16 protein-coding genes are annotated in these 20,124 nt (G+C 71.7%); 6 read left to right on the forward strand and 10 right to left on the reverse strand.

What is annotated here, in order from left to right:
• Nucleotides 1-50: 50 nt before the first annotated feature.
• A complete protein-coding gene (locus ACZ432_RS12935; RefSeq protein WP_426962018.1) occupies nucleotides 51-1,034 on the reverse strand; it encodes a carbohydrate kinase family protein in 984 nt (327 codons plus the stop codon).
• A gap of 81 nt (nucleotides 1,035-1,115) precedes the next feature.
• Here ACZ432_RS12935 and ACZ432_RS12940 point away from each other — a divergent pair, with 81 nt between their 5' ends.
• Nucleotides 1,116-2,123 (forward strand): transcriptional regulator TbsP domain-containing protein, encoded by a 1,008-nt coding sequence (locus ACZ432_RS12940; RefSeq protein WP_426962017.1) that lies wholly within the window; start codon nucleotides 1,116-1,118, stop codon nucleotides 2,121-2,123.
• A gap of 471 nt (nucleotides 2,124-2,594) precedes the next feature.
• Here ACZ432_RS12940 and ACZ432_RS12945 read toward each other — a convergent pair whose 3' ends face one another.
• Nucleotides 2,595-3,149, reverse strand: a complete 555-nt coding sequence (locus ACZ432_RS12945; RefSeq protein ID WP_426962016.1) for a GNAT family N-acetyltransferase — start codon at nucleotides 3,147-3,149, stop codon at nucleotides 2,595-2,597.
• A gap of 53 nt (nucleotides 3,150-3,202) precedes the next feature.
• On the opposite strand from ACZ432_RS12945, the gene ACZ432_RS12950 reads away from it, so the two are divergent.
• Nucleotides 3,203-3,481 (forward strand): DNA-directed RNA polymerase subunit L, encoded by a 279-nt coding sequence (locus tag ACZ432_RS12950; RefSeq protein ID WP_058364933.1) that lies wholly within the window; start codon nucleotides 3,203-3,205, stop codon nucleotides 3,479-3,481.
• A 209-nt stretch (nucleotides 3,482-3,690) separates the two neighbouring features.
• Here ACZ432_RS12950 and ACZ432_RS12955 read toward each other — a convergent pair whose 3' ends face one another.
• A complete protein-coding gene (locus ACZ432_RS12955; RefSeq protein ID WP_058364932.1) occupies nucleotides 3,691-3,909 on the reverse strand; it encodes a DUF7511 domain-containing protein in 219 nt (72 codons plus the stop codon).
• 137 nt (nucleotides 3,910-4,046) lie between these two features.
• Nucleotides 4,047-4,862: an imidazole glycerol phosphate synthase subunit HisF gene (gene hisF / locus ACZ432_RS12960; protein ID WP_426962015.1), complete on the reverse strand. Its 816-nt coding sequence runs from the start codon at nucleotides 4,860-4,862 to the stop codon at nucleotides 4,047-4,049.
• A 162-nt stretch (nucleotides 4,863-5,024) separates the two neighbouring features.
• On the opposite strand from hisF, the gene ACZ432_RS12965 reads away from it, so the two are divergent.
• Nucleotides 5,025-5,171 (forward strand): DUF7550 family protein, encoded by a 147-nt coding sequence (locus ACZ432_RS12965; RefSeq protein WP_426962014.1) that lies wholly within the window; start codon nucleotides 5,025-5,027, stop codon nucleotides 5,169-5,171.
• Between the two features lie 38 nt (nucleotides 5,172-5,209).
• Here ACZ432_RS12965 and glmS read toward each other — a convergent pair whose 3' ends face one another.
• Together glmS and glmU are read right to left on the reverse strand one after the other, a co-directional pair.
• Complete coding sequence (gene glmS / locus ACZ432_RS12970) at nucleotides 5,210-7,042, reverse strand: glutamine--fructose-6-phosphate transaminase (isomerizing) (protein WP_426962013.1); 1,833 nt, start codon at nucleotides 7,040-7,042, stop codon at nucleotides 5,210-5,212.
• A gap of 2 nt (nucleotides 7,043-7,044) precedes the next feature.
• Complete coding sequence (gene glmU, locus ACZ432_RS12975; RefSeq protein ID WP_426962012.1) at nucleotides 7,045-8,259, reverse strand: bifunctional sugar-1-phosphate nucleotidylyltransferase/acetyltransferase; 1,215 nt, start codon at nucleotides 8,257-8,259, stop codon at nucleotides 7,045-7,047.
• A gap of 150 nt (nucleotides 8,260-8,409) precedes the next feature.
• On the opposite strand from glmU, the gene ACZ432_RS12980 reads away from it, so the two are divergent.
• The 3 genes from ACZ432_RS12980 to ACZ432_RS12990 are packed head-to-tail and all read left to right on the forward strand — an operon-like array spanning nucleotide 8,410 to nucleotide 16,494.
• Nucleotides 8,410-9,021, forward strand: coding sequence for a YqhA family protein (locus tag ACZ432_RS12980; protein ID WP_426962011.1), 612 nt, complete (start codon nucleotides 8,410-8,412; stop codon nucleotides 9,019-9,021).
• A 5-nt stretch (nucleotides 9,022-9,026) separates the two neighbouring features.
• A complete protein-coding gene (locus ACZ432_RS12985; RefSeq protein WP_426962010.1) occupies nucleotides 9,027-13,043 on the forward strand; it encodes a pentapeptide repeat-containing protein in 4,017 nt (1,338 codons plus the stop codon).
• Between the two features lie 40 nt (nucleotides 13,044-13,083).
• Nucleotides 13,084-16,494 carry a pentapeptide repeat-containing protein gene (locus tag ACZ432_RS12990; protein WP_426962009.1) on the forward strand — a complete coding sequence of 1,137 codons (3,411 nt, stop codon included), beginning with the start codon at nucleotides 13,084-13,086 and terminating at the stop codon, nucleotides 16,492-16,494.
• Between the two features lie 51 nt (nucleotides 16,495-16,545).
• On the opposite strand, the gene ACZ432_RS12995 is transcribed toward ACZ432_RS12990, so the two are convergent.
• The 4 genes from ACZ432_RS12995 to ACZ432_RS13010 all read right to left on the reverse strand — a co-directional run bounded on the left by ACZ432_RS12995 (nucleotide 16,546) and on the right by ACZ432_RS13010 (nucleotide 20,007).
• Nucleotides 16,546-16,758: a hypothetical protein gene (locus tag ACZ432_RS12995; protein ID WP_058364925.1), complete on the reverse strand. Its 213-nt coding sequence runs from the start codon at nucleotides 16,756-16,758 to the stop codon at nucleotides 16,546-16,548.
• Between the two features lie 87 nt (nucleotides 16,759-16,845).
• Nucleotides 16,846-17,850: an NAD-dependent epimerase/dehydratase family protein gene (locus ACZ432_RS13000; RefSeq protein ID WP_426962008.1), complete on the reverse strand. Its 1,005-nt coding sequence runs from the start codon at nucleotides 17,848-17,850 to the stop codon at nucleotides 16,846-16,848.
• Nucleotides 17,847-18,866, reverse strand: a complete 1,020-nt coding sequence (locus tag ACZ432_RS13005) for an NAD-dependent epimerase/dehydratase family protein (protein WP_426962007.1) — start codon at nucleotides 18,864-18,866, stop codon at nucleotides 17,847-17,849. Before ACZ432_RS13005 ends, ACZ432_RS13000 begins: the two co-directional genes overlap by 4 nt.
• A complete protein-coding gene (locus tag ACZ432_RS13010; RefSeq protein WP_426962006.1) occupies nucleotides 18,859-20,007 on the reverse strand; it encodes an NAD-dependent epimerase/dehydratase family protein in 1,149 nt (382 codons plus the stop codon). Before ACZ432_RS13010 ends, ACZ432_RS13005 begins: the two co-directional genes overlap by 8 nt.
• Nucleotides 20,008-20,124: the final 117 nt, after the last annotated feature.

The following is a 20,124-nucleotide window of genomic DNA, read 5'->3' on the forward strand; positions in this document are numbered from 1 at the left end:
GGGTTGCGGCCGGAGCGTCGGGACCGCGAACCGCGACCGGCCGAGCGCCCCTACTCCCCGCGGAGGGCCGCGACCGCCTCCCGGTCCGGGAGCGCCGTCATCGCCCCCTTCTCGGTCGTCGTCCGGGCGGCGACCGCGTTCGCGAACGCCACCGCCTCGGCCAGCGACTCGCCCGCCGAGAGCGCCGCGACCGCGCCCGCGGTGAAGGCGTCGCCCGCGCCCGTGGTGTCGATCGGCTCCGCGGCGTATCCCCCGTGGTCGACCGCGATCGGCTCGTCGCCGTCGTTCCACGGGGCGTCGGGGGTCGCGTACGCGAACGCGCCGGCGCCGCCGAGCGTCACCAGCACCGTGTGCGGGCCGTCGGCGGCGACCGCGGCCGCGGCGTCTGTCGCGGAGGCCGGGTCCGACTCGTCGACGGCGGCGCCGTCGTACCCCGCGGCGTCGAGGTCCTCGGGCGAGACTTTCACCACGTCCGCGAGCGCGAACGCCTCGCGGCAGGAGCCCGGGAAGTCGAAGTCGGTCCACAGTTCGGGGCGCGCGTTGGGGTCGAACGAGACGGTCGCGCCGGCCTCGCGGGCCCGCGCGAGCAGGTCCAGCGTCGCGGTCCGGGCCGGCTCGTCGGCCAGCGTCACGCCCCCGGCGTGGACCCAGTCGGTCTCCGCGAGCGCCGCCCCGTCCACCCCGCCCGGCTCCATCCGGGTGTCCGCGCTGCCGTCGCGGTGGAAGGAGAACGCGCGGTCCGCGTCGGGGTCGAGGCTGACGAACGCGAGGCCGGTCTTGGCGTCCGGGTCCCGCTCGACGTGCTCGGTCGGTACGCCGGCGTCCGCGAGGGTGGCGGCGAGGAAGTCGCCGAAGGGGTCGTCGCCGACCCGGGTCCAGAAGGCCGGGGGGCGACCGAGCCGCGCGAGCCCGACCGCGACGTTGGCCGGCGCCCCGCCCGCCCGGCGGTGGAAGGTCTCCACCTCGTCGAGCGGCCCCGGCTCCTCGGGGATGAAGTCGATGAGCGTCTCACCGGCGACGAGGATCTGCTGCATGCCCGACCCTGCGCCCCTCGCCGGCCTTAGTCTTCGGCTTCGCGCGAACATTTATGCCCGCACCCGGCGAGTCACCGACGAATGGCCGACTCGACGCCGACACTCCCGCTCGCAGGGGGAACGCTGGGGCTGTCGGGCCCCCGGCCGGTCCTGCTCGTGGACCCCGGCGAGCGGCTCCTCCGAAGCGTCCTCGACGCGCTGGCCGACGCGGCCCCCGCGGTCGCGGCGCCGACGGTCGGGACGCTCCGGAGCGAGGTTGACGCGCGCGAGGACCACGCCACCGGGTCGATCGACCTCCCGCATCCGGTTCCGGAGTCGTTCCCGCACCTGCGCGTCGCGGCGCGCGAGCCTGTGCTTGACGCGGTCCTCGACGGCTTCCACGCGGCGAGCCGCGTCGCGGCGTTCCGCGAGGCCGACGCGCTCTCGCTCGTGACCGTCGAGGCGCGCGAGCCGAGCACGCTCCTGGTCGCCGACGGCGCGGTCGCGGTGCCGCTCCCGGCCGCGGACGCGGCGGGGTACGCGGCCGTCCGCGAGACGGACCCGGAGCGGGTCGACGAGGTCCGGGGCCGGTGGGAGACCCGGCTGACCGACGCCGAGCCGTACGCCCTGCGGACGCCCTCCCGTCGCGCGCTCTTCGGCGCGTTCGCCGGGCGGTGCGACGCGGACGTGGCGGCGGAACTGCTCCGCCTGCTCGACGCGCTCCCCGAGGTCGACCGCGGGGACCCCTGCGACCACCTCGACTGCGTGTACGCCGCGGGCGCGCGCCGCGACGCGGTCAACTACGGGCTCCGGCGCGCGGCCGAGGACTGCGGACTGGCCAGCCCCGCGACGCTCTCGTCGGTGAAAGCCGAGTTCGAGGCGGCCGGCCTGATCGAGACGGAGCCGGTCCCTCGCCGCGTCGGCCGCCCACGCCAGCGGATCGTCCCGGCTGACGACAGGCTCGCGGCCGCGGCGGCCGAGGAGGTTCCGGGCTTCGTCGCGGCGGCAAAGGGCGACGGGACGGACGGAGGGGCCGATGCCGCGGACGCGGCCGAAGCCGAGACCCACGCCGCCTCCGGCGTGGATCCGACCGCGGGCGACGACGCCTGAGGTGGGGTTACGGATGGGGTGACACGCTCGTGACGCTGCGGGAGCGTCCCCGTCGCGTGCCGCGACCATGCTGCGCGATCGGCCGCGGCTGTCCGTTCAGCCACCACGGTGGTGCGGTCGGCGCGCGCGAGCAACGCGCGCGAGGGAGGGCTGGACGCGGCCGCGATGTGGTGCTGTCCGCGGCCGCGTCCAGCCCGAGGTTGGGGAGGTGCGAGGCCGCCGTGCGGTCGCGGTGCGGTGCTGTGCGGTGGGTGGGACTGACGGGGCAGTCAGCTCGATCCGGCCACGACGACGCTCTCGCGAGCCTGTCGAGCGAGAGTCAGCGAGTCGTAGCCCGGCAGCCCGCGACTGCAGGCAGCCCGCACCGTCCGCCGGTACGCGGCCGGTCGAACCGGCAGGGGATTCCTGGGTGGCGCCGCCCAGGTCGGCAGGATCAGCAGCAGAAACAGACACGACGGCGGAGCCTTCCTCTCAGACCGCGTCGGCGGACATCGTCAGCTGCTTCCGGTAGTCGGAGAACCCCGCTTTCTCGTAGAAGGCGAGCGCGCGCTCGTTGTCCACATCCACGTCGAGGCGGAGCTCCGGACAGCCTTCCTCGCGGGCGTCGGCCGCAGCACGCTCCACGAACCGGTTCGCGAGCCCGGAGCCGCGATGCGGCTCGGCGACGTAGATGTCGCCGATCACGAGCCGATCGGGCCGGTCGAACACGTCGGGACAGGCGTCGACGCCGGTCAGGACGAAGCCGGCGAGGTCGGCGTTCGGGGGGAAGTCGTCCGCCAGACGCCCGTCGGTCGGGGGTTCCTGTGTCCCGGTTTCCCCGACCGCGACCCAGCCGCGGCGGCCCTCCTCGAGCAGGTCGCGGTGGAAGGCGACGTTCTCCGCGATGAGCTCCTCCTCGGGCCGGTCCGCGAGCGCGTGCGCCTCGACCGTCGCGGCCAGGTCGCGGTGGTACGGGAGCCACAGCTCCTCGGCAAAGCGTCGGAGCGCGTCGTAAATGCTTGCGGGACGCGTGCGAGGGCCTCTCACCCGGATCCGGCGGAGACGAAACCTTCAAACGCCGCTCGGGCGAACCGTACCCCATGGAACTGCGGGTCATCGAGAAAACCGAGGAGGAGCTCCGTCTGGAGATCGCGGGCGAGGACCACACCTTCATGAACGTGCTGAAGGGCGCGCTGCTGGAGACCGACGACGTGGCGGCCGCGACCTACGACGTCAACCCCGAGCAGTCGGGCGGCCAGACGGACCCGATCCTCACCGTGAAGACGGAGTCCGGCGACCCCCTCGACGCCGTGGGCACGGCGACCGAGGCGATCAACGAGAAGACGACCGCGCTCGCGGACGCCGTCAAGGCGGCCTGAGCGCGCCACGGACCCGAGGCCGGGAGCCGCTCGACCCCGGCCCGTCGGTCGTGGACTGCCGACCGCGAACCGGAGCACCGATTTCTGTCGACCGTCGCCGCGCTTCCGAGTGACGACGCCCGACTCACGACGCCCGACTCGCGGCGCTGCGGCTGGCGGGCGTTCCCGTCCGGACGGAGAAATTCGCCGCCGGCCGCGTCACCGACCGACTATCGCCAGTCGGCCGCGGGAACCACGTCCGCGTCCGCGACCGTGAGCCAGCGCGTCGTCCGGCGCTCCGGCTCGCGGTCCGCCTCGTAGAACGTCCACTCCTCGTCGCCGTTCGGACCCTCGGCTCGCTGGCAGACGAGCGGCGAGTCGTCCTCGCCGGGTGCTCGCCGCGGCGGTGCCCCGCTGCCGACAGGTCCTCCGGACTGCGTGGTGGACATGTGTATCCGACGATTGGGCGTCGGGGTAAAAAGGTGGTCCGATCCGATTATCAGGTGTGGATCCCGGGAGGGCGGCCGGATCGAGACGGGGTTCGCGACGGTGTCGTGGCCGTTCGAAGCGCCGGATATCCGGCCGGTCAGAGCCGCACGGGCACGCCGCGCTCGTCGAGGTACTCCTTGACCTCCTCGATGGTGTACTCGCCGTAGTGGAAGATGGAGGCGGCCAGCGCGGCGTCCGCGCCGCCCTCCTCGAACACCTCGTAGACGTGTTCGGGGCCGCCGCAGCCCGAGGAGGCGATGACCGGCGTCGAGACCGCCTCGGAGACCGCCCGGATGAGCGGCACGTCGTAGCCGTCCTTCGTCCCGTCGCGGTCGATGGAGTTGACGAACAGCTCCCCGGCGCCGCGCGCCTCGGCCTCCGCGGCCCACGCGACCGCGTCGATCCCGGTCCCCTCGCGGCCGCCCTTTTTGGTGCACTCGAACCAGACGTCCTCGCCGTCGACCTCGACGTAGTGCTCGCCCGCGTCGTCGTACCGGCGGCGGGCGTCGACGGAGATGACGATACACTGGGAGCCGAACGCGGCCGCGCCCTCCTCGATGAGCGCGGGGCGCTCCAGCGCGCCGGTGGTGATCGACACCTTGTCCGCGCCCGCGCGGAGCGTCTCCTTGATGTCCGCCTTCGTCCGGATGCCGCCCCCGACCGTCAGGGGGATGAAGCACTCGTCGGCGACCGCGGAGACCACGTCGAGCATCGTCTCGCGTCCCTCGGCGCTCGCGGTGATGTCGAGGAAGACGAACTCGTCGGCGCCAGACTCGTTGTACTTCTCGGCCAGCTCGACCGGGTCGCCGGTGTACTCCAGGTTCTCGAAGTTGACGCCCGTGTAGACGGCCGCGTTCCCGTCCTCGTCGAGGTCCACGTCGATGCAGGGGATGATCCGCTTCGTGAGGCCCATTCGTTGGGAGGATTTCGCGCCGCGGGCTACAAAAAGGGCGCGACGCCGGCCGTGGCTACAAAAAGGACGCAACGTCGGCCGTTCCGGGACCCACGCTCGCTCACCCGTTCCGACCGGCCCGGATCGGGTGCGCTTTTGTACCGGGCGAACGCACCGTCGCCCATGGCAGACCACTCGCACGAGCCGGACCCGGACGAGCGCGTAACCGCACCGATGCAGGACTTCGGCGGCCGCGAGGTCGGGATCGGCCTCGTCGTCCTCCTCGCCGGCCTCGCGGTCGCGTACGGCGTCCCGCTGCTGCTCGCCTGACGGCGGTCGAAGACGGTGAATCCGGGCTGATCCGCCTCTTACTCCACGGTGACGCTCTTCGCGAGGTTCCGCGGCTTGTCTATTGATCGCCCCTTCTCGTTGGCGACGTGATAGGCGAACAGCTGGAAGTAGACGTTCGCGACGAGCGGTTCGACGACGCCCGCCTCGGGGACGGCGAACGCCTCGTCGAGCGCGTCCGCCTTCTCGCCCGCCGAGACCGCACCGAGCGCGGGCGCGCCGCGCGTCTGTGCCTCGGTGACGTTGTTCATCGTCTCCCGGGGCTTCGCGCCGTCCGTCAGCACCGCGAGGACGGGCGTCTCCGGGGTCACCAGCGCGAGGGGGCCGTGTTTCAGCTCGCCGGCCGCGAACCCCTCCGCGTGGTCGTAGGAGATCTCCTTCAGCTTCAGCGCCCCCTCGAGCGCGACCGGGACGCCGAGCTCGCGGCCGACGAAGAAGAACGCCTCCGAATCGCCGTACTCGCGGGCGGCCGCCCGCACCGCGTCCTCCGCGTCGAGCGCCTGCTGGACCGCGCCGGGCAGCCCGCGGAGGTTCTCGACGGCGGTGCGGGCCCGCGCGGCCGACATGGCGTCGCGCCCGCGACCGAGCGCGACCGCGAGCATGGCCAGCGTCGTCACCTGCGAGGCGAACGTCTTGGTCGCCGCGACGCCGATCTCCGGGCCCGCGCGGATGAACACCGCGTCGTCCACCTCGCGTGTGATGGTGCTACCGAGGGTGTTCGTCACCGCGAGCGTCCGCGCGCCGGCCGCCGCGGCGCGCCGGATCGCCCCCAGCGTGTCGGCCGTCTCCCCGCTCTGCGTGACCGCGATCGTCAGCGTGCGGTGGGGGTCGCGCCCGCCGCCGAACTCGTACTCGCTCGCGATCTCCACCGTCGTCCGCACGTCGGCGAACTCCTCGATCAGCTCCGCCGCGTACCGGCCCGCGTAGTAGGAGGTGCCACAGGCGACGATCTGCACCTCGTCGAGGCTGTTGAGGAACGGCTCCGGGAACTCGACGTCGAGGTCGACCGCGCCGCGGTCGGCGTCCAGCCGCCCCGAGATGGCCTGCCTGAGGGCGGTCGGCTGCTCGTGGATCTCCTTGCGCATGTAGTGCTCGTAGCCGGCCTTCTCCGCGGCGTCGGCCTCCCATTCGACCGTCTCGACCGGGCGGTCGACCGCCTCGCCGTCGTGGAACACGTCGACGCGTCCCGGCTCCAGGACCGCCACGTCCCCGTCCTCCAGGTACGTCACGTCGCGCGTGTGGTCGAGGAACGCCGTCACGTCGCTGCCGACGAACGACGCCGCCTCGCCGTGGCCGAGGACGAGCGGGCTGTCCTGTCGCGCGACGACGATGCGCTCGGCGGCCTCGTGGACCGCACAGATCGCGTAACTCCCCTCCAGCCGGTCGTCGATGCGCTCGACCGCGGTCCGGAGGTCCGCGCCCGCCGCCAGTTCCTCCTCGATCAGGTGGGGGATGACCTCGGTGTCCGTGTCGCTCGTGAACGCGTGGTCGGACAGCTCCGCCTTGAGCGTCTCGTGGTTCTCGACGATGCCGTTGTGGACGACCGCGACCGACCCCTCGCAGTCGGTGTGGGGGTGCGCGTTCGCGTCCGTCGGCGGCCCGTGCGTGCTCCAGCGCGTGTGGCCGATCCCGCAGGTGGCCTCGGAGTCGGGAACGTCGAGGTTCGCGACCTCGCCCGACCGCTTCGTGACGGTGAGCCCCTCGGCGCCCGCCCGCTCCTCGCCCGCGCCCGCCGCGCCGTCGACGAGCGCGATCCCCGCGGAGTCGTAGCCGCGGTACTCCAGGTTCTCCAGGCCGCGGTAGACGATGGGGCCGGCCGCCTCGTCGCCGACGTAGCCGATGATCCCGCACATGTTTACCCCCTCCTGACGACCGCGCCGGTCTCTATCCGACCGTCGAGCGCGACCCCCGGATCGACCGTCGCGTCGTCGCCGATCACGGTGCCGGCGTCGAGCGTCGCGCCGCCGCCGACCGTCGCGTTGTCGCCGACGACGCCGCCGAGTCGCACGTCCTCGTGGGCCTCGCCGTCGACGACGAGCGTCGCCGTGCCGCCCGCCACGGTCGCGTTCGCGCCGATCCGCGCGTTGCCCGCGACGATCGCGTCGCGCACCACCGCGCCCGGTTCGATGACCGTGTCCGGGAGGACGACCGCGTTCTCGACCACCGCGGTCGCGCCGACGTGGACGTTCCGCCCCAGCGCCGTGCTCCCGCCGACGACGGCGCCCGGGCCGAAGCGCACGTCCGCGCCCACGACCACGTCGTCCGCGACCGCCGCGTGTGCCGGACCGGCGTCGGTCGCTCCGGCGTCGCCGGTCCCGTCGGGTCCGTCATCCCCGCTTCCCCCGCCCGCGCCGGCGGCACCGACGAGTGAGGCGTTCACCGCGAGCAGGTCCCAGAGGTGGGAGACGTCGTACCAGTCGCCGTGGTACTCGACCGCCTCGATCGACGACTCGCGCGCGAGTCGGTCGAGCGTGTCCGTGATCCCGAGCTCGCCCGCCGGCGACGTGTCGCGGACCGCGTCGAAGATCGCGGCCGAGAACCCGTATACCCCGGCGTTTATCCGGCCGGCCGCGACCGGCGCCTCCGGCTTCTCCTCGACGCCGACGACCCGCCCGCCCTCGAGGCTGACGACGCCGTACTCGCGCGGGTGCTCCACGTCGGTCACCGCCATCACGGGGCTCCGGCCGTCGACGGTCGCGTCGCGGACGTCGCGGACGATCGACGCGTCCACGATCCGGTCGCCGTTGAGGACGACGAACCGGTCGCCGACCGCGTCCTCGGCCTGCAACACGGCGTGGCCGGTGCCGAGTTGGTGGGACTGCTCGACGTACTCGATCTCGAGGTCCCACTCGCGGCCGTCGCCGAAGTGGTTCCGGATGCGCTCGCCGCGGTAGCCGACGACGAGCACCACGCGGTCGATGCCGGCGTCGGCGACCGCCTCCACGACGTACTCCAGAATTGGCCGGTTCGCCACGGGGAGCATCGGCTTCGGCCGCCGGTTCGTCAGCGGCGCGAGCCGGCGCCCCTCGCCCGCCGCGAGGACGACGGCAGTGACGGGTTCGCTGGTCATGGACGATGGTCGCCCCGTCCGCCGATAAATCCTCCGTCGTCCGCGATTCCCGTGACGCGAGCGCGGGTGACCTCGCCCGCTCAACCGCCACATCGGGGACGGAGGTGGCAAAAAAGTAAAGTGTGTGTCGGGGTCACAAGTCCCTATCCAATGTCGGGTGACGATACGCGGTCGGACGGTGGTGGTGGTGAGGTCGGGACGGCCGGCGGAACCGGAACGGCCGTCAGTCAGGTGGATGACGCGGAGAAGGACTCGATGGAGCAGTGGCTCGACGCCTACTTCGAGCCCTCCTTCTTCCGGCTCCGGTACCTGCTGTTGGTGCCGGTGCTCGTCTCGTTCGTCGGGTCGCTGGTGATGTTCTACGTCGGCGCCTACGACACGTACAAGGCGCTGTACGCGCTGATAATCCAGGGGCAGTCCAGCGGCGAGGCCGTGATCCTCCCGATCGTCAAGGCGCTCGACGCCTTCCTGATCGGGATCATCCTTGTCATCTTCTCGTTCGGGATCTACGACTTCTTCATCAGCAAGCTCGACCCGGCTGAACACGCCGGCGTCCGGCCCGACTGGTTCAAGTTCGACTCCACCGGCGAGCTCAAGAACAAGCTGATCGAGCTCGTGCTGGTCATCCTCGCCATCCAGTTCTTCGAGCAGATGATCGCGAACGTCGACGGGTTCGAGGACCCGATGCTCTACCTGATCATCCCGGCCGGGGCGGCGATCCTGGCGGTCAGCCTCGGCTTCTTCAAGTGGGCCACGGAGTGATCCCCGTGGCGTGTTCCTACCGGTTCGATCCCGCCGAGTGGGAGGGGGACCGGGAGAGCACCCTCGCGGAGGCGTGGACCTGCCCGCACGAGGAACACGAGGACGCCGACCGCTGCGTGTTCCACCTCCCGCCCGAGCGGCGCGAGGAGCTCGGCGTCGACGCGGCCGCGGTCGAGTCGGCCCTCCGCGAGGCCGCCGCGGCCGACGGCCGCCGGACCAAGCAGTTCGTCGGCGCGCACCTGCCGGCGGCGACGCTTGACCACCTGGTGGTCGACGCCGCCGACCGGTATCCGATCGACCTCCGGCACGCGCGGGTCGAGGGGACGTTCGCGGCGCGCAATGCGGACCTTCGCCAGCCGGTCGACCTGCGGGACGCCCGGCTCGACGCGGTCGACTGGCGCGAGGCCGCCTTCGCGCATCGGTGTGACCTGTCCGGGGTGACGGTCGGGGGGCGCTTCGACGTGACGAGCGCGACGTTCGAGGGCGACGTCGACCTCATCGAAGCGACGTTCCGCGACGAGGTCCGGTTCGAAGAGGCCCGGTTCCACGGCGACACCTGCCTGCGCGAGACGGTCTACGAGGCGGACGCCTCCTTCGACGGCGTGGAGTTCCGCGGCGACGCCAACCTCAAGGACGACGACGCCTGCTTCGAGGACGCCGTCTTCCACGCCGGGGCGTCGTTCCGCAAGGCGGTGTTCAGGTACGCGGACTTCGTCGGCGTCGCGTTCCGCGAGCCCGTCTCCTTCGACGAGGCCACGTTCACCGGCGACGGCGAGTTCAGGGACGCCGCCTTCGACGCCGGCGCGTCGTTCCGCGGCGCCGAGTTCCACGGCGACGCCAACGTGCTCTACGACGACGCCGACTTCTCGGGCGCGCGGTTCGGCGGCGACGCGGCGTTCACGCGCACGGAGTTCACGCTGGCGAACTTCACGGGCGCCGCCTTCGAGGGGGACGCCGCCTTCGACGACGCCGCCTTCGCGGAGGACGCCTTCTTCGACGACGTGCGCGTCGAGGGAACCTTCGAGGCCGCGGAGGCCCGGTTCCTCGGCGACACGAGCTTCGAATCGGCCGCGTTCGCCGACGCCGTTCGGTTCCTCGGCGCGGAGTTCGAGGGGTCGGACAACGCCACCGACGACAACCTCACCTTCGCGGACGCGACGTTCGCCGACGCCGCCCGGTTCGACGGCGCGGTCTTCACCGTGGCGCGGTTCGACGGCGCCGCGTTCGCCTCGGCCGTCTTCGACGACGCCGTCTTCGGCGACGACGCCTCGTTCGCGGCCGCGGCGTTTTCCGGGGACTGCTCGTTCGACGAGGCGCGGTTCCGGCGGGACTGCTCGTTTGCGGGCGCCGCCTTCGAAGCGGCCGCGAGCTTCGCCGGCGCCGAGTTCGACGGCGGGGACAACCTCGAGGACGAGGACGCCACGTTCCGGGAGGCGGCCTTCGACGGTCCGGCAGTGTTCCGCGCCGCGGCGTTCCGCAACGCCACGTTCACCGACGCCGCCTTCCGCGACGACGCGCGGTTCGCGGGCGTTCGGATAGCCCAGCGGGCGCGCTTCGACCGGACGACGTTCGCCGACGGGGCCGACTTCGACGAGGCGCGGTTCCGCGGCGACGCCGACTTCTCCCACGTGCGCGTCGACGCCGACGCCTCGTTCCGCGGCGCCGAGTTCCACGGCGAGGCGAACGTGAACCACGACGACGTGACCTTCGCGGACGCGACCGTCGACGGCGACGCGGACTTCGAGGCCGCGCGGTTCAGATACGCCGCCTTTCGGGGGATCGAGGTGACCGGGCGAGCGGGCTTCGACGCCGCGGTGTTCGCGGACGACGCGGAGTTCTCCGACGCCACCGTCCGCGGGACGCTCTCGCTCGAGGAGACCCGCTTCCGCGACGACGCCGCCTTCGACGGCGCGTCCATCGGCGGCGACCTCGACGCGGCGGGCGTGGAGTTCCGCGGCGGCGACAACGTCCTCAACGACGACGTGACCTTCGCCGGCGCGACCGTCGCGGGCGAGGCGACCTTCGAGAAGGCGGCCCTCGCGTACGCGGAGTTCGCCGACGCGACGTTCACCGGGCCGGCCACCTTCGCGGGCGCGACCTTCGAGAAGACCGCCCGGTTCATGGGCGCGACGTTCGAGGCGACCGCGTCCTTCGAGGAGACGCACTTCCGGCGCGACGGGCGCTTCGAGGACTGCACCTTCGGCGGCGCGGTGACGTTCTTCGGCGCGGAGTTCGACGGCTGGACCGACGACGCCGACGACGCCGCGTTCGGCGGTGCCGCCTTCGGCGACGACGCCGACTTCGACGCCGTCGAGTTCGGGACCGCGGGGTTCGACGACGCGACCGTCGCGGGCGCGGCGACGCTCTCGCGGTCGTCGTTCGACGGGTTCCACGCCGAGCGCGCCGTCTTCGAGGGGACGGTCGACCTCTCGTTCACCGCGTTCGAGGGCGCCGTCGACCTCACGGGCGCCGCCTTCGCCGCGCCCGTCGACTGCATGGAGATCCGGTTCGAGAGCGACGCCTGCTTCGCGGACGCCGCCTTCGAGGCGGGCGTGACCTTCCGGGGGACGGAGTTTCTGGGCGGGGCCTACACCGTCGACGACGCCGACTTCACCGGAGCGACGTTCGGCGACGACGCCGACTTCGGTCTGACGACGTTCCGCTTCGGTAACTTCGCCGGGGCGACGTTCCGCGGCGAGGCGGCGTTCCCCGACGCCGTCTTCGAGGGCGAGGCGCGGTTCGCCGACGCCGTCTTCGAGGGGGCCGCCGCGTTCGACGGCGTCGAGTTCGAGTCCACGGTCGACTTCTCCGGAGCGTCGTTCCGGGCGGCCGGCTCCTTCGAGAAGGTGCTGTTCCACGAGGCGACGACGTTCGCGGAGGCGCGGTTCCGGGACGGCGCGAGCTTTCGGGCCTCGCAGTTCGAGGCGACCGCGAACATGCACGAGGAGGACGCGGACTTCGGCGGCGCCGTCTTCGAGGCGGGGGCCGACTTCGGTCGCGTCACCTTCGCGTACGCCAACTTCCGAGGGACGACCTTCGGCGAGGCGGCGACGTTCGTGGGGGTGACGGTCAGCGAGAGCGCGGCGTTCCGGCCCGAAGCGGGCGAGCGCGGGGAGACGCTGGTGGACCTCCGCGACGCGGCGATCGGCGGCGGGACGATGGGCCAACCCGAGGTCGGCAGCGCGTTTTACGACCTCACCGACGCTGTCGTGGGCTCGGTCACGCTCGACCACTCCGACAGCGCCTACCCGCTCTTCGACCATTTCCGGTTCTGTAACACCGACTTCGATGGGTTCGACTTCAGCGCACACAAGGCGCACCTCGCGGAGAACGGGTGGTCGATCCACGAGTTCGCGGCCGGCGACGCGGTCATCCCGGAGGGGAGCGTCGCCGCCATCGACAACCCCGCGACGCTGGAGAACACCTACCTGAAGGCGAAGAACTGCGCCAGCGACTACGGGGACCGCAAGGCCGCCGCCGAGTTCTTCATCCGCGAGATGATCTACCGGCGCAAGAAGAACTGGAAGATCGCGGCGGGTTACGACGTGGCCGAGAACGCCAACCTCGCGACCCACGACGCCGTCGACGCGTTCGTCCCGTGGGAGGGCGACGCCGAGGACGCCTCCGACGTGGGGGCGCTCGGCCGGGTCCGCGCGCTCGGCAAGTGGGCCGGCAACAACGTGCTCTACCAGACCTGCGGCTACGGCGAGCGGCTCTGGCGGATCGTCTACATCTCCAGCGTCGCGATCGTGTTCTGGGCGCTGCTGTACACGATCGTCCCCACCGGCGGCGAGGGGTCGAGCCTGCGGACGGTCACCAGCGCCGCGGAGTTCGCTACCCCCGACGGCCTCCTCGCGGTCGGCCAGAACATGTACTTCAGCACGGCGACGTTCATCACGCTGGAGTACGTCGGCGCTCCCGGAAGCTCCCTCGCCCGATGGCTCGCCAGCCTCGAGGCGTACTTCGGCGCGCTGTTGATAGCGCTCGTCGTGTTCGTGCTCGGGAGGCGGGTCGCGTGGTGACGCGCCGCTCGCGGGGGCCGCGCCACGGGGTGACCGCCCCGTGAGCGACCGCTGTGAGTACCGGCTAGAGCCCGCACGCGAGGCCGACGAGGAGCCGAGAGCCGCGGCCAACCACCACGGCCCCGCGGAGGCGTGGGAGTGCCACCGCGAGGCCGTCGAGGGGACCGACAGGTGCCCGTTCCACCTGTCGCCGGAGCGGCGCCGCGAGGTCGGGGTCGACGACGACGCGCTGCGCGAGCGGTTTCTGTCGGCGGTCCGCGAGGGCGGACGGCGCCGCAAGCAGTTCCTCGGCGCCAGGTTCGAGGGGATCGACCTGAGCTACCTGATCGTCGAGGGGGCCGACAACCACCCGATAGACCTGCGCTACGCGGTCGTCGACGGTACCGTCGACGTCGAACGGGCGACGGTGAAACAGGCGGTCGACCTGCGGCACGCGAGCGTGGCCGCGATCGACGGTCGCGACGCCGAACTCGAGGACGCGTGGCTGTTGGACGAGGCGACCGTCGACGCCGTCTCGCTGACCGGGGCGACGTTCGCGGACGACCTGGAGGCGTCCGGCCTCCGCGTCGCGGGCGAGGCGACCCTCGACGAGACGCGGGTCGACGGCGACACCTGCTTTCGCCGGGCCCGCTTCGAGGGTCCCGCGAGCTTCCGGGGCGTGGAGTTCCGCGGCGACGCCAACCTCCTCGACGACGACGTCTGCTTCGAGGACGCCGTCTTCGCGGGCGACGCGACGTTCCTGAAAGCGGAGTTCCGGTACGCCGACTTCGAGGGGACGACCTTCGAGGCCGACGCCGGCTTCGCGGAGGCGACCTTCGACAGCGACGCCGAGTTCATCGACGTGGCCTTCGGGGGGGCGGCCGACTTCCGGGGCGCGGAGTTCCGCGGCGGCGATAACGTGCTCTCGGACGACGCGGACTTCGAGCGCTCCACGTTCGCCGGGCGGGCGAGCTTCACCGCGGCCCGCTTCGCGTTCGCGGACTTCCACGAGGTCGTCTTCGAAGGGGAGGCGACGTTCGCCGACGCGGCGTTCGACGGCGACGCCGACTTCCGGGGCGTCGAGGCCCGCGCTGGGGTCGACTTCGGCGAGGTCCGCTTCGCCGGCGACGCCGACTTCTCGTCGCTCGTTCTCGAGGAGGGGGCCGACTTCACCGGGGCGGAGTTCCGCGGCGGGGACAACGCCGACGACGAGGACCTCTCGTTCAGGGACGCTGAGATCCGCGGACCCGTCGACTTCGAGATGGCCCGGTTCCGGTTCGCGACGTTCGCTGACGCCCGGTTCGGGGCGACCGCGGGGTTCGCGCACGCGACGTTCGACCGCGAGGTGGTGTTCGCCGGGGCGGCGTTCGCCGGGACGGTGACGTTCGACGAGGGGCGGTTCGACGACGACGCCGACTTCTCGGGGGCGGCGTTCCGCGACGACGCCTCGTTCCGGGGCGTCGAGTTCCGCGGCGGCGACAACGTCGACGACGAGGACCTCAGCCTCGCCGACGCGACGTTCGAGAGCGAGGCCGACTTCCGGCGAGGGGAGTTCGGCGAGACGACCGCCGTCGACGCGACGTTCAAGGGGCCCCTCGTGCTGGTCGGCGCGTCGTTCGGGCGCGCGGCCGCCTTCGACGGGGCCGCCTTCGAGGGGCCGGTCGACGCGTCGGGGGTCGCGTTCTCGGGCGGAAACACGGTCGAGGACGCCGTCTCGTTCGAGGACGCCACCTTCGAGGACCGGGCCGACTTCGACCGGGCGTGGGTCGCGACCGCCACCTTCGCGGGCGTCGCCTTCGAGGGCGCCGTGGCGTTCAGGGAGGCGTGGTTCGACGACACGACGACCTTCGAGGGGGCCACCTTCAGGGACCGCGCGGTGTTCCTGCGAAGCCGATTCGACCACGACGTCTGCTTCGCGGACGTCGCCTTCGAGGCGCCGGCGACGTTCCGCGGGAGCGAGTTCCACGGCGGCGAACACGCCGTCGACGACGCCGACTTCCAGGACGCGACGTTCGCGGCCACCGCCGACTTCGAGCGGGTGGAGTTCCGCTACGCCCGCTTCGACGGCGTGCAGGTGGCCGCCGAGCTCGGCTTCAAGGAGAGCCGCTTCACCGGAACGGCCAGCTTCGAGGGGGTTTCCGTGGGCGGGGACGCGACGTTCTCGGGGGCGGTGTTCGAGCAGGCGGCCGGCTTCGCGGGCGCCGAGTTCGCCGGCGCCGCGTCGTTCGACCGGATCCGGTTCGACGACGACACCTCGTTCGCGGGCGTCCGCTTCGCCGGGGAGGCGAACTTCAGGGCGACGGAGTTCCGCGGGAAGACCAACCACGAGAACGACGACGCGACGTTCGAGGACGCGGTCTTCGAGGGCGACGCCGCGTTCGCACAGGCCCGGTTCGAGTACGCCAACTTCACCGGCGTCGAGGTCCGCGGCGGCGCGAACTTCCAGGACGTCCGCTTCAGGGAACTGGGCGCGTTCGACCGCGCGACGTTCCACGACGAGGTCACCTTCGAGCGGGCGCGGTTCCACTACGCAACGTTCGAGGGCGTCACCTTCGCGGCGCCCGCCGACTTCGCCCACGTCCGGTTCGACGAGCGCGTCACGATGCGCGCGTCGTGTGCGGCCGGGATGCAGGCGGTCGACATGAGCCACGCGACGCTGGCCGGCGGCCGGATCACCCAGCCCGCGGAGGACCCCCCCGTCTACGACCTGACCGGAGCGACGCTGGGCGAGGTGCGGCTGACCGGCGACCGCCGGGACCTCTTCGACGAGTTCCGGTTCAAAAACACCACGTTCGAGGACTTCGATTTCACCCGCCACAAGGAGTCGCTCGCGCGCAACGACTGGGTGATCCACGAGTGGGCGCCCGCGGAGTCGTCGCGCTTCCCCGAGGTGGAGCCGATAACCGACCCGGCGGTCCTCGAGAGCACCTACCTCAAGGCCAAGAACGGCGCCGCCGACTTCGGCGACAGGAAGGCCGCCTCGGAGTTCTTCATCAAGGAGATGACCTACCGGCGCCGGAAAAACGCCGCCATCGCGTTCCGCGCGGACGGCGACGCGGACGGCGCGGCCGACCCGCTCGCCCGGTTGACGGCCGCGGGCAAGTGGGTCGGGAACGGGGTGCTCTACCAGACCTGCGGCTACGGCGAGCGGCTCTGGCGAGTGATCTACATCTCCGCGTTCGCCATCGTCACCTGGGGGTTCCTCTACGCGACGCTGACGGAGGGGACCCGCGGGGCCAGCGACCTCACGACGGACGGCATCGACAGCCTGAGCGCGCTGTTGACGCCGGAGGGACTCATCATCCTCGGGAAGAACCTCTACTTCAGCATGGTCACCTTCACGACGCTCGGTTACGGCGACATCCAGCCGGTCGGGACGACCGCCCGGACGCTCGCCGGCCTCGAGTCGTTCCTCGGCGCGCTGCTGCTCGCGCTCGTCGTGTTCGTGCTCGGGCGGCGCGTCGCGTGGTAGGCGGTCGGCTCCCCTCGAGTCCCCCGAGAGGAACGACGCCGCGACCCGCGTTCAGATCGTGCCGTTCGACCGCCGGTTGCAGTTCGGACAGGCCCACCGGTAGTGCGTCGACCCCGAACTGAGGAGTCCGCCGCTCTCCTCTTTGATCTGGAGATCTCCACGCCGCTGTGCGCAGTCGGCGTGGAAGTTCATCCCGCACTGGCTGCAGTTCTCCTTGGCACCCGAGTCGCCACAGTACGCGCAGTCCGTCGAGAACAGTCCCATGAGTACAGACAACTCTTGACATACGTCAGCTAATAAAACTTATTGCGTTGGTACGATCGGCGGAGGCGCACGGGGGCCGGCGGCCCCCTACGAGTGACGCTCGAGCAGCCGGCGGACCGAGTCCGCGACGCTCTCCTCGGGCTCCCACCCGAGCGTCTCCCGCGCCGCCGAGACGTCGACGCCGAACTCCTCGACCATCGTCTCCGCGCCGCGGGGGTTCTCGACGAGTTCCACGTCGACCGCCGTCCCCAGCAGGTCGCCGGCGGCCTCGCTGACGATCTCCGCGACCGCCATCACGCTCATGTCCTCCGTGCCGGCGATCTCGTAGGTCTCCGTGCCGGTCTCGCCGCGGTCGAGCTGTGCGAGCAGGCACTCGGCGCTGTCGACGTAGGCCCGCGCCACGTCCTTGACGTGGACGAAGTTGCGCGCCTGCGAGCCCGGCTCGTAGACGGTGAGCGGCTCGCCCGCGAGCGCGCGGTCCGCGAAGAAGTTGATGACGGTGGGCTTGCCGACCTCCGTGCCGTCCACGACGTGCTCGCCGTAGAGGTTCGACTTCAGGAACAGGTGCGCGGGGAACGCGCCGTCCGCGAACGTCTCGATCGACCGCTCGCCCAGCAGTTTCGTGCGGCCGTACCAGTTGAGGGGGTCGCGGGGCTGGTCGGCGGTGATGGGGAACGACTCGGGGTCCCCGAGCACGGCCATGCTGAACGGGAAGACGAGCGCCGCGCCGGTCTTGCGGCAGAACCACGCGACGTTGTTCGTCCCGGTGACGTTCACCTCGTAGGCCAGGTCGGGGTGCTCCTCGCAGTCGTCGACGCCGCTTATCGCCGCGAGGTGACAGACGACGTCCGCGCCCGCGAGCGCGTCCTCCAGTCGGTCGCGGTTCCTGATGTCGACGTGTGCGACCTCGACGTCGCCGACCGCGTCGACCTGTCCGCGGTACTGGTTGTCGAGCGCGGTGACGGTCCAGTCGGGGTGCCGCTCCCGCATCGCGGCCACCACGCGGCTGCCGATGTAGCCGGCCGCGCCCGTGACCGCTATCGTCGGTTCGGCTCCCGGTGCCTCGTCGTCCGTTCCGTCGTCGTTGCTCATGAGTGGTCACCTGCTTCCGCGGGCGTCCCGGCGGCCGGGTCGGTCCCCCGCAACTCCACGGCCATGTCCCGGATCCCCTCCCGGAGGGTCCACTCGGGTTCGAAGCCGGTCTCCGCGAGCCGGTCGAAGTTCACGTGGTAGGAGGGGCCGGGGTGTTCGTCCTCCAGGTACGTCACGTCGAGGTCGCGGTCCAGCTCCTCGCGGACGACCTCGGCGATCTCCGCGATCCGGTAGTTCCCCTCGTTGGAGCCGACGTTGTACACCCGCTCGGGCCACGACTCCGGCTCCAGCGCCGCGTGGGCGTACGCGCGGGCCGCGTCGCGGACGTGGATGAAGGGACGCCAGTTGCTCCCGTCGCCGTAGACGGTGAGCGGGCGGCCGGTGAGCCCGCGGAAGACGAAGTGGTTCACGACGAGGTTGAACCGGACGCCCGGCGACCAGCCGTAGTTGGTGCTCATCCGGAGCGCGGTGCCGTCGAAGCCGTGGGTCGCCATCGCGTCCGCGAGCAGTCCCTCCGCGGCGACCTTCGACTCCGCGTAGGGGTTCAGCGGGTTCTGGTCGGTCTCCTCGTCGATGTCGGTACTGGCCGCGCGGCCGTAGTTGTTACACGAGGAGGCGAGCACGACGTTGTCCACGCCGAACTTGCCGGCGGCCGTGAGGACGTTCTCGGTGCCGTCGCGGTTGACCGCGAACGTCTCCGCCTCGCGGTCGTGGGTCGAGGCCGCCCCCGTGATGGCCGCGAGGTGGACCACCGCGTCCGCGCCGCGGACCGCGCCCTCCACGTCGCCGTACTCGCGCACGTCGCCGCGCCGGAACCGGAGGTCGTCCCGGACGCTCCCCGCGAGGTTGGCCGGGGAGCCGGACGACAGCGAGTCGAGGACGACGACCTCGCCCACGCGCTCGTCGTCGAGCAACTGGGGGACGAGGACGCTTCCGATGTAGCCGCAGCCGCCCGTGACGAGGACGCGCCGGTCGGCGTCGCCGTCGGCCGCGCGATCCCCTCCGGCGTCACTCATCGGTCAGCACGCCGGGCAGGAACCGGTCCTCGTGGGCTGCGATCCGGTCCTGTTCCTCGACGAGCGTCGCCAGCACGTCGCGGATCCCCTCCTCCAGCGTCTGTCGCTGGCCGCCGACGAGCTCGAGGAACCGCTCGTTCTCCATCTCCATCTTGTGCTCCTCGTCCTCGTCGCGCGGGTTCTCGTAGTGTTCGACCGCCGCGTCGAGGCCGAACTCGTCGCCGACCTCGGCGATGGTCTCCGCGAGCTCCACGATGGCGACCGGCCGCGTCACCTGGTTGTAGATGGTGATCTCGTCGTCGGCCTCGGGGCCCTCCTCGACCAGTCGGACGAGGCTCTCGACGGCGTCCTCCAGGCTCACCATCGGCTTGCGCTGTTCGCCCTTGCCGTAGACGGTCAGGGGGTAGCCGGCCACCGCCTGCGCGCAGAAGCGGTTGACGACGGTGCCGAAGTAGTAGTCGAAGTCGAACCGCGTCGGGCTGTCGTGCGCCCGCGTCTCGGCCGTCTCCGTGCCGTAGACGATGGCGGTCCGGACCTCGCTCATCGGGAAGTCGAACTGCGACTCGGCGAGCCGCATGTTCGCGGCGTCGAACGACTTCGTCTGGTGGTACCAGCTGCCGCCCATCGCCGGGAACGGCACCTCGTCGCTGCCGCCCTTCCGCTCGACCTCCAGCCCGCCCTCCGGGATGGGGAAGTGGGGCGCGCCGTAGATGCCGGTCGTCGTCGTCTCGATGAAGTGCGTGTCCGAGAGTCCGCACTCCGCGAGCCCGTGGAGGAGGTTGAGGTTCATCGAGACGTTGTTGCGCTGCGTGTAGAGCGCGCGCTCGCCGTTGATCGAGGAGTAGGGCGCGCTCGGCTGCGCGGCCGCGTGGAGGACGGTGTCCGGCTCGTGAGTCTCCAGCAGCTGGAGCACGAAGTCGCGGTCCGCGAGGTCCCCCTCGACGAGGCTCAGGTTCTCGACGCTCTCGAACCGCTCCGCAGGGTCCTCGACGCGCGTCGCGGAGACGCTGCCCGACTCCGCGACCCACTCGCGGCGCGCGAAGTTGTCGACGCAGACGATGCGTTCGTCGAGTCGGTCCGCCAGACGGAGCGCGGTCGGCCACCCGAGGTAGCCGTCCGCACCGGTGAGCAGCACGGTCATCGTTACTCGAAACGTGAGTAACCCGGTGTTAAGTCCTTTCCCCTTCGCCAGCGCGGTCGAACCGGGGCGTCCACCTCCGCGCGACCCGGAACACCCCCGCGCGACCCGGAACACCCT

It is taken from the genome of Haloparvum alkalitolerans, from assembly GCF_055381565.1.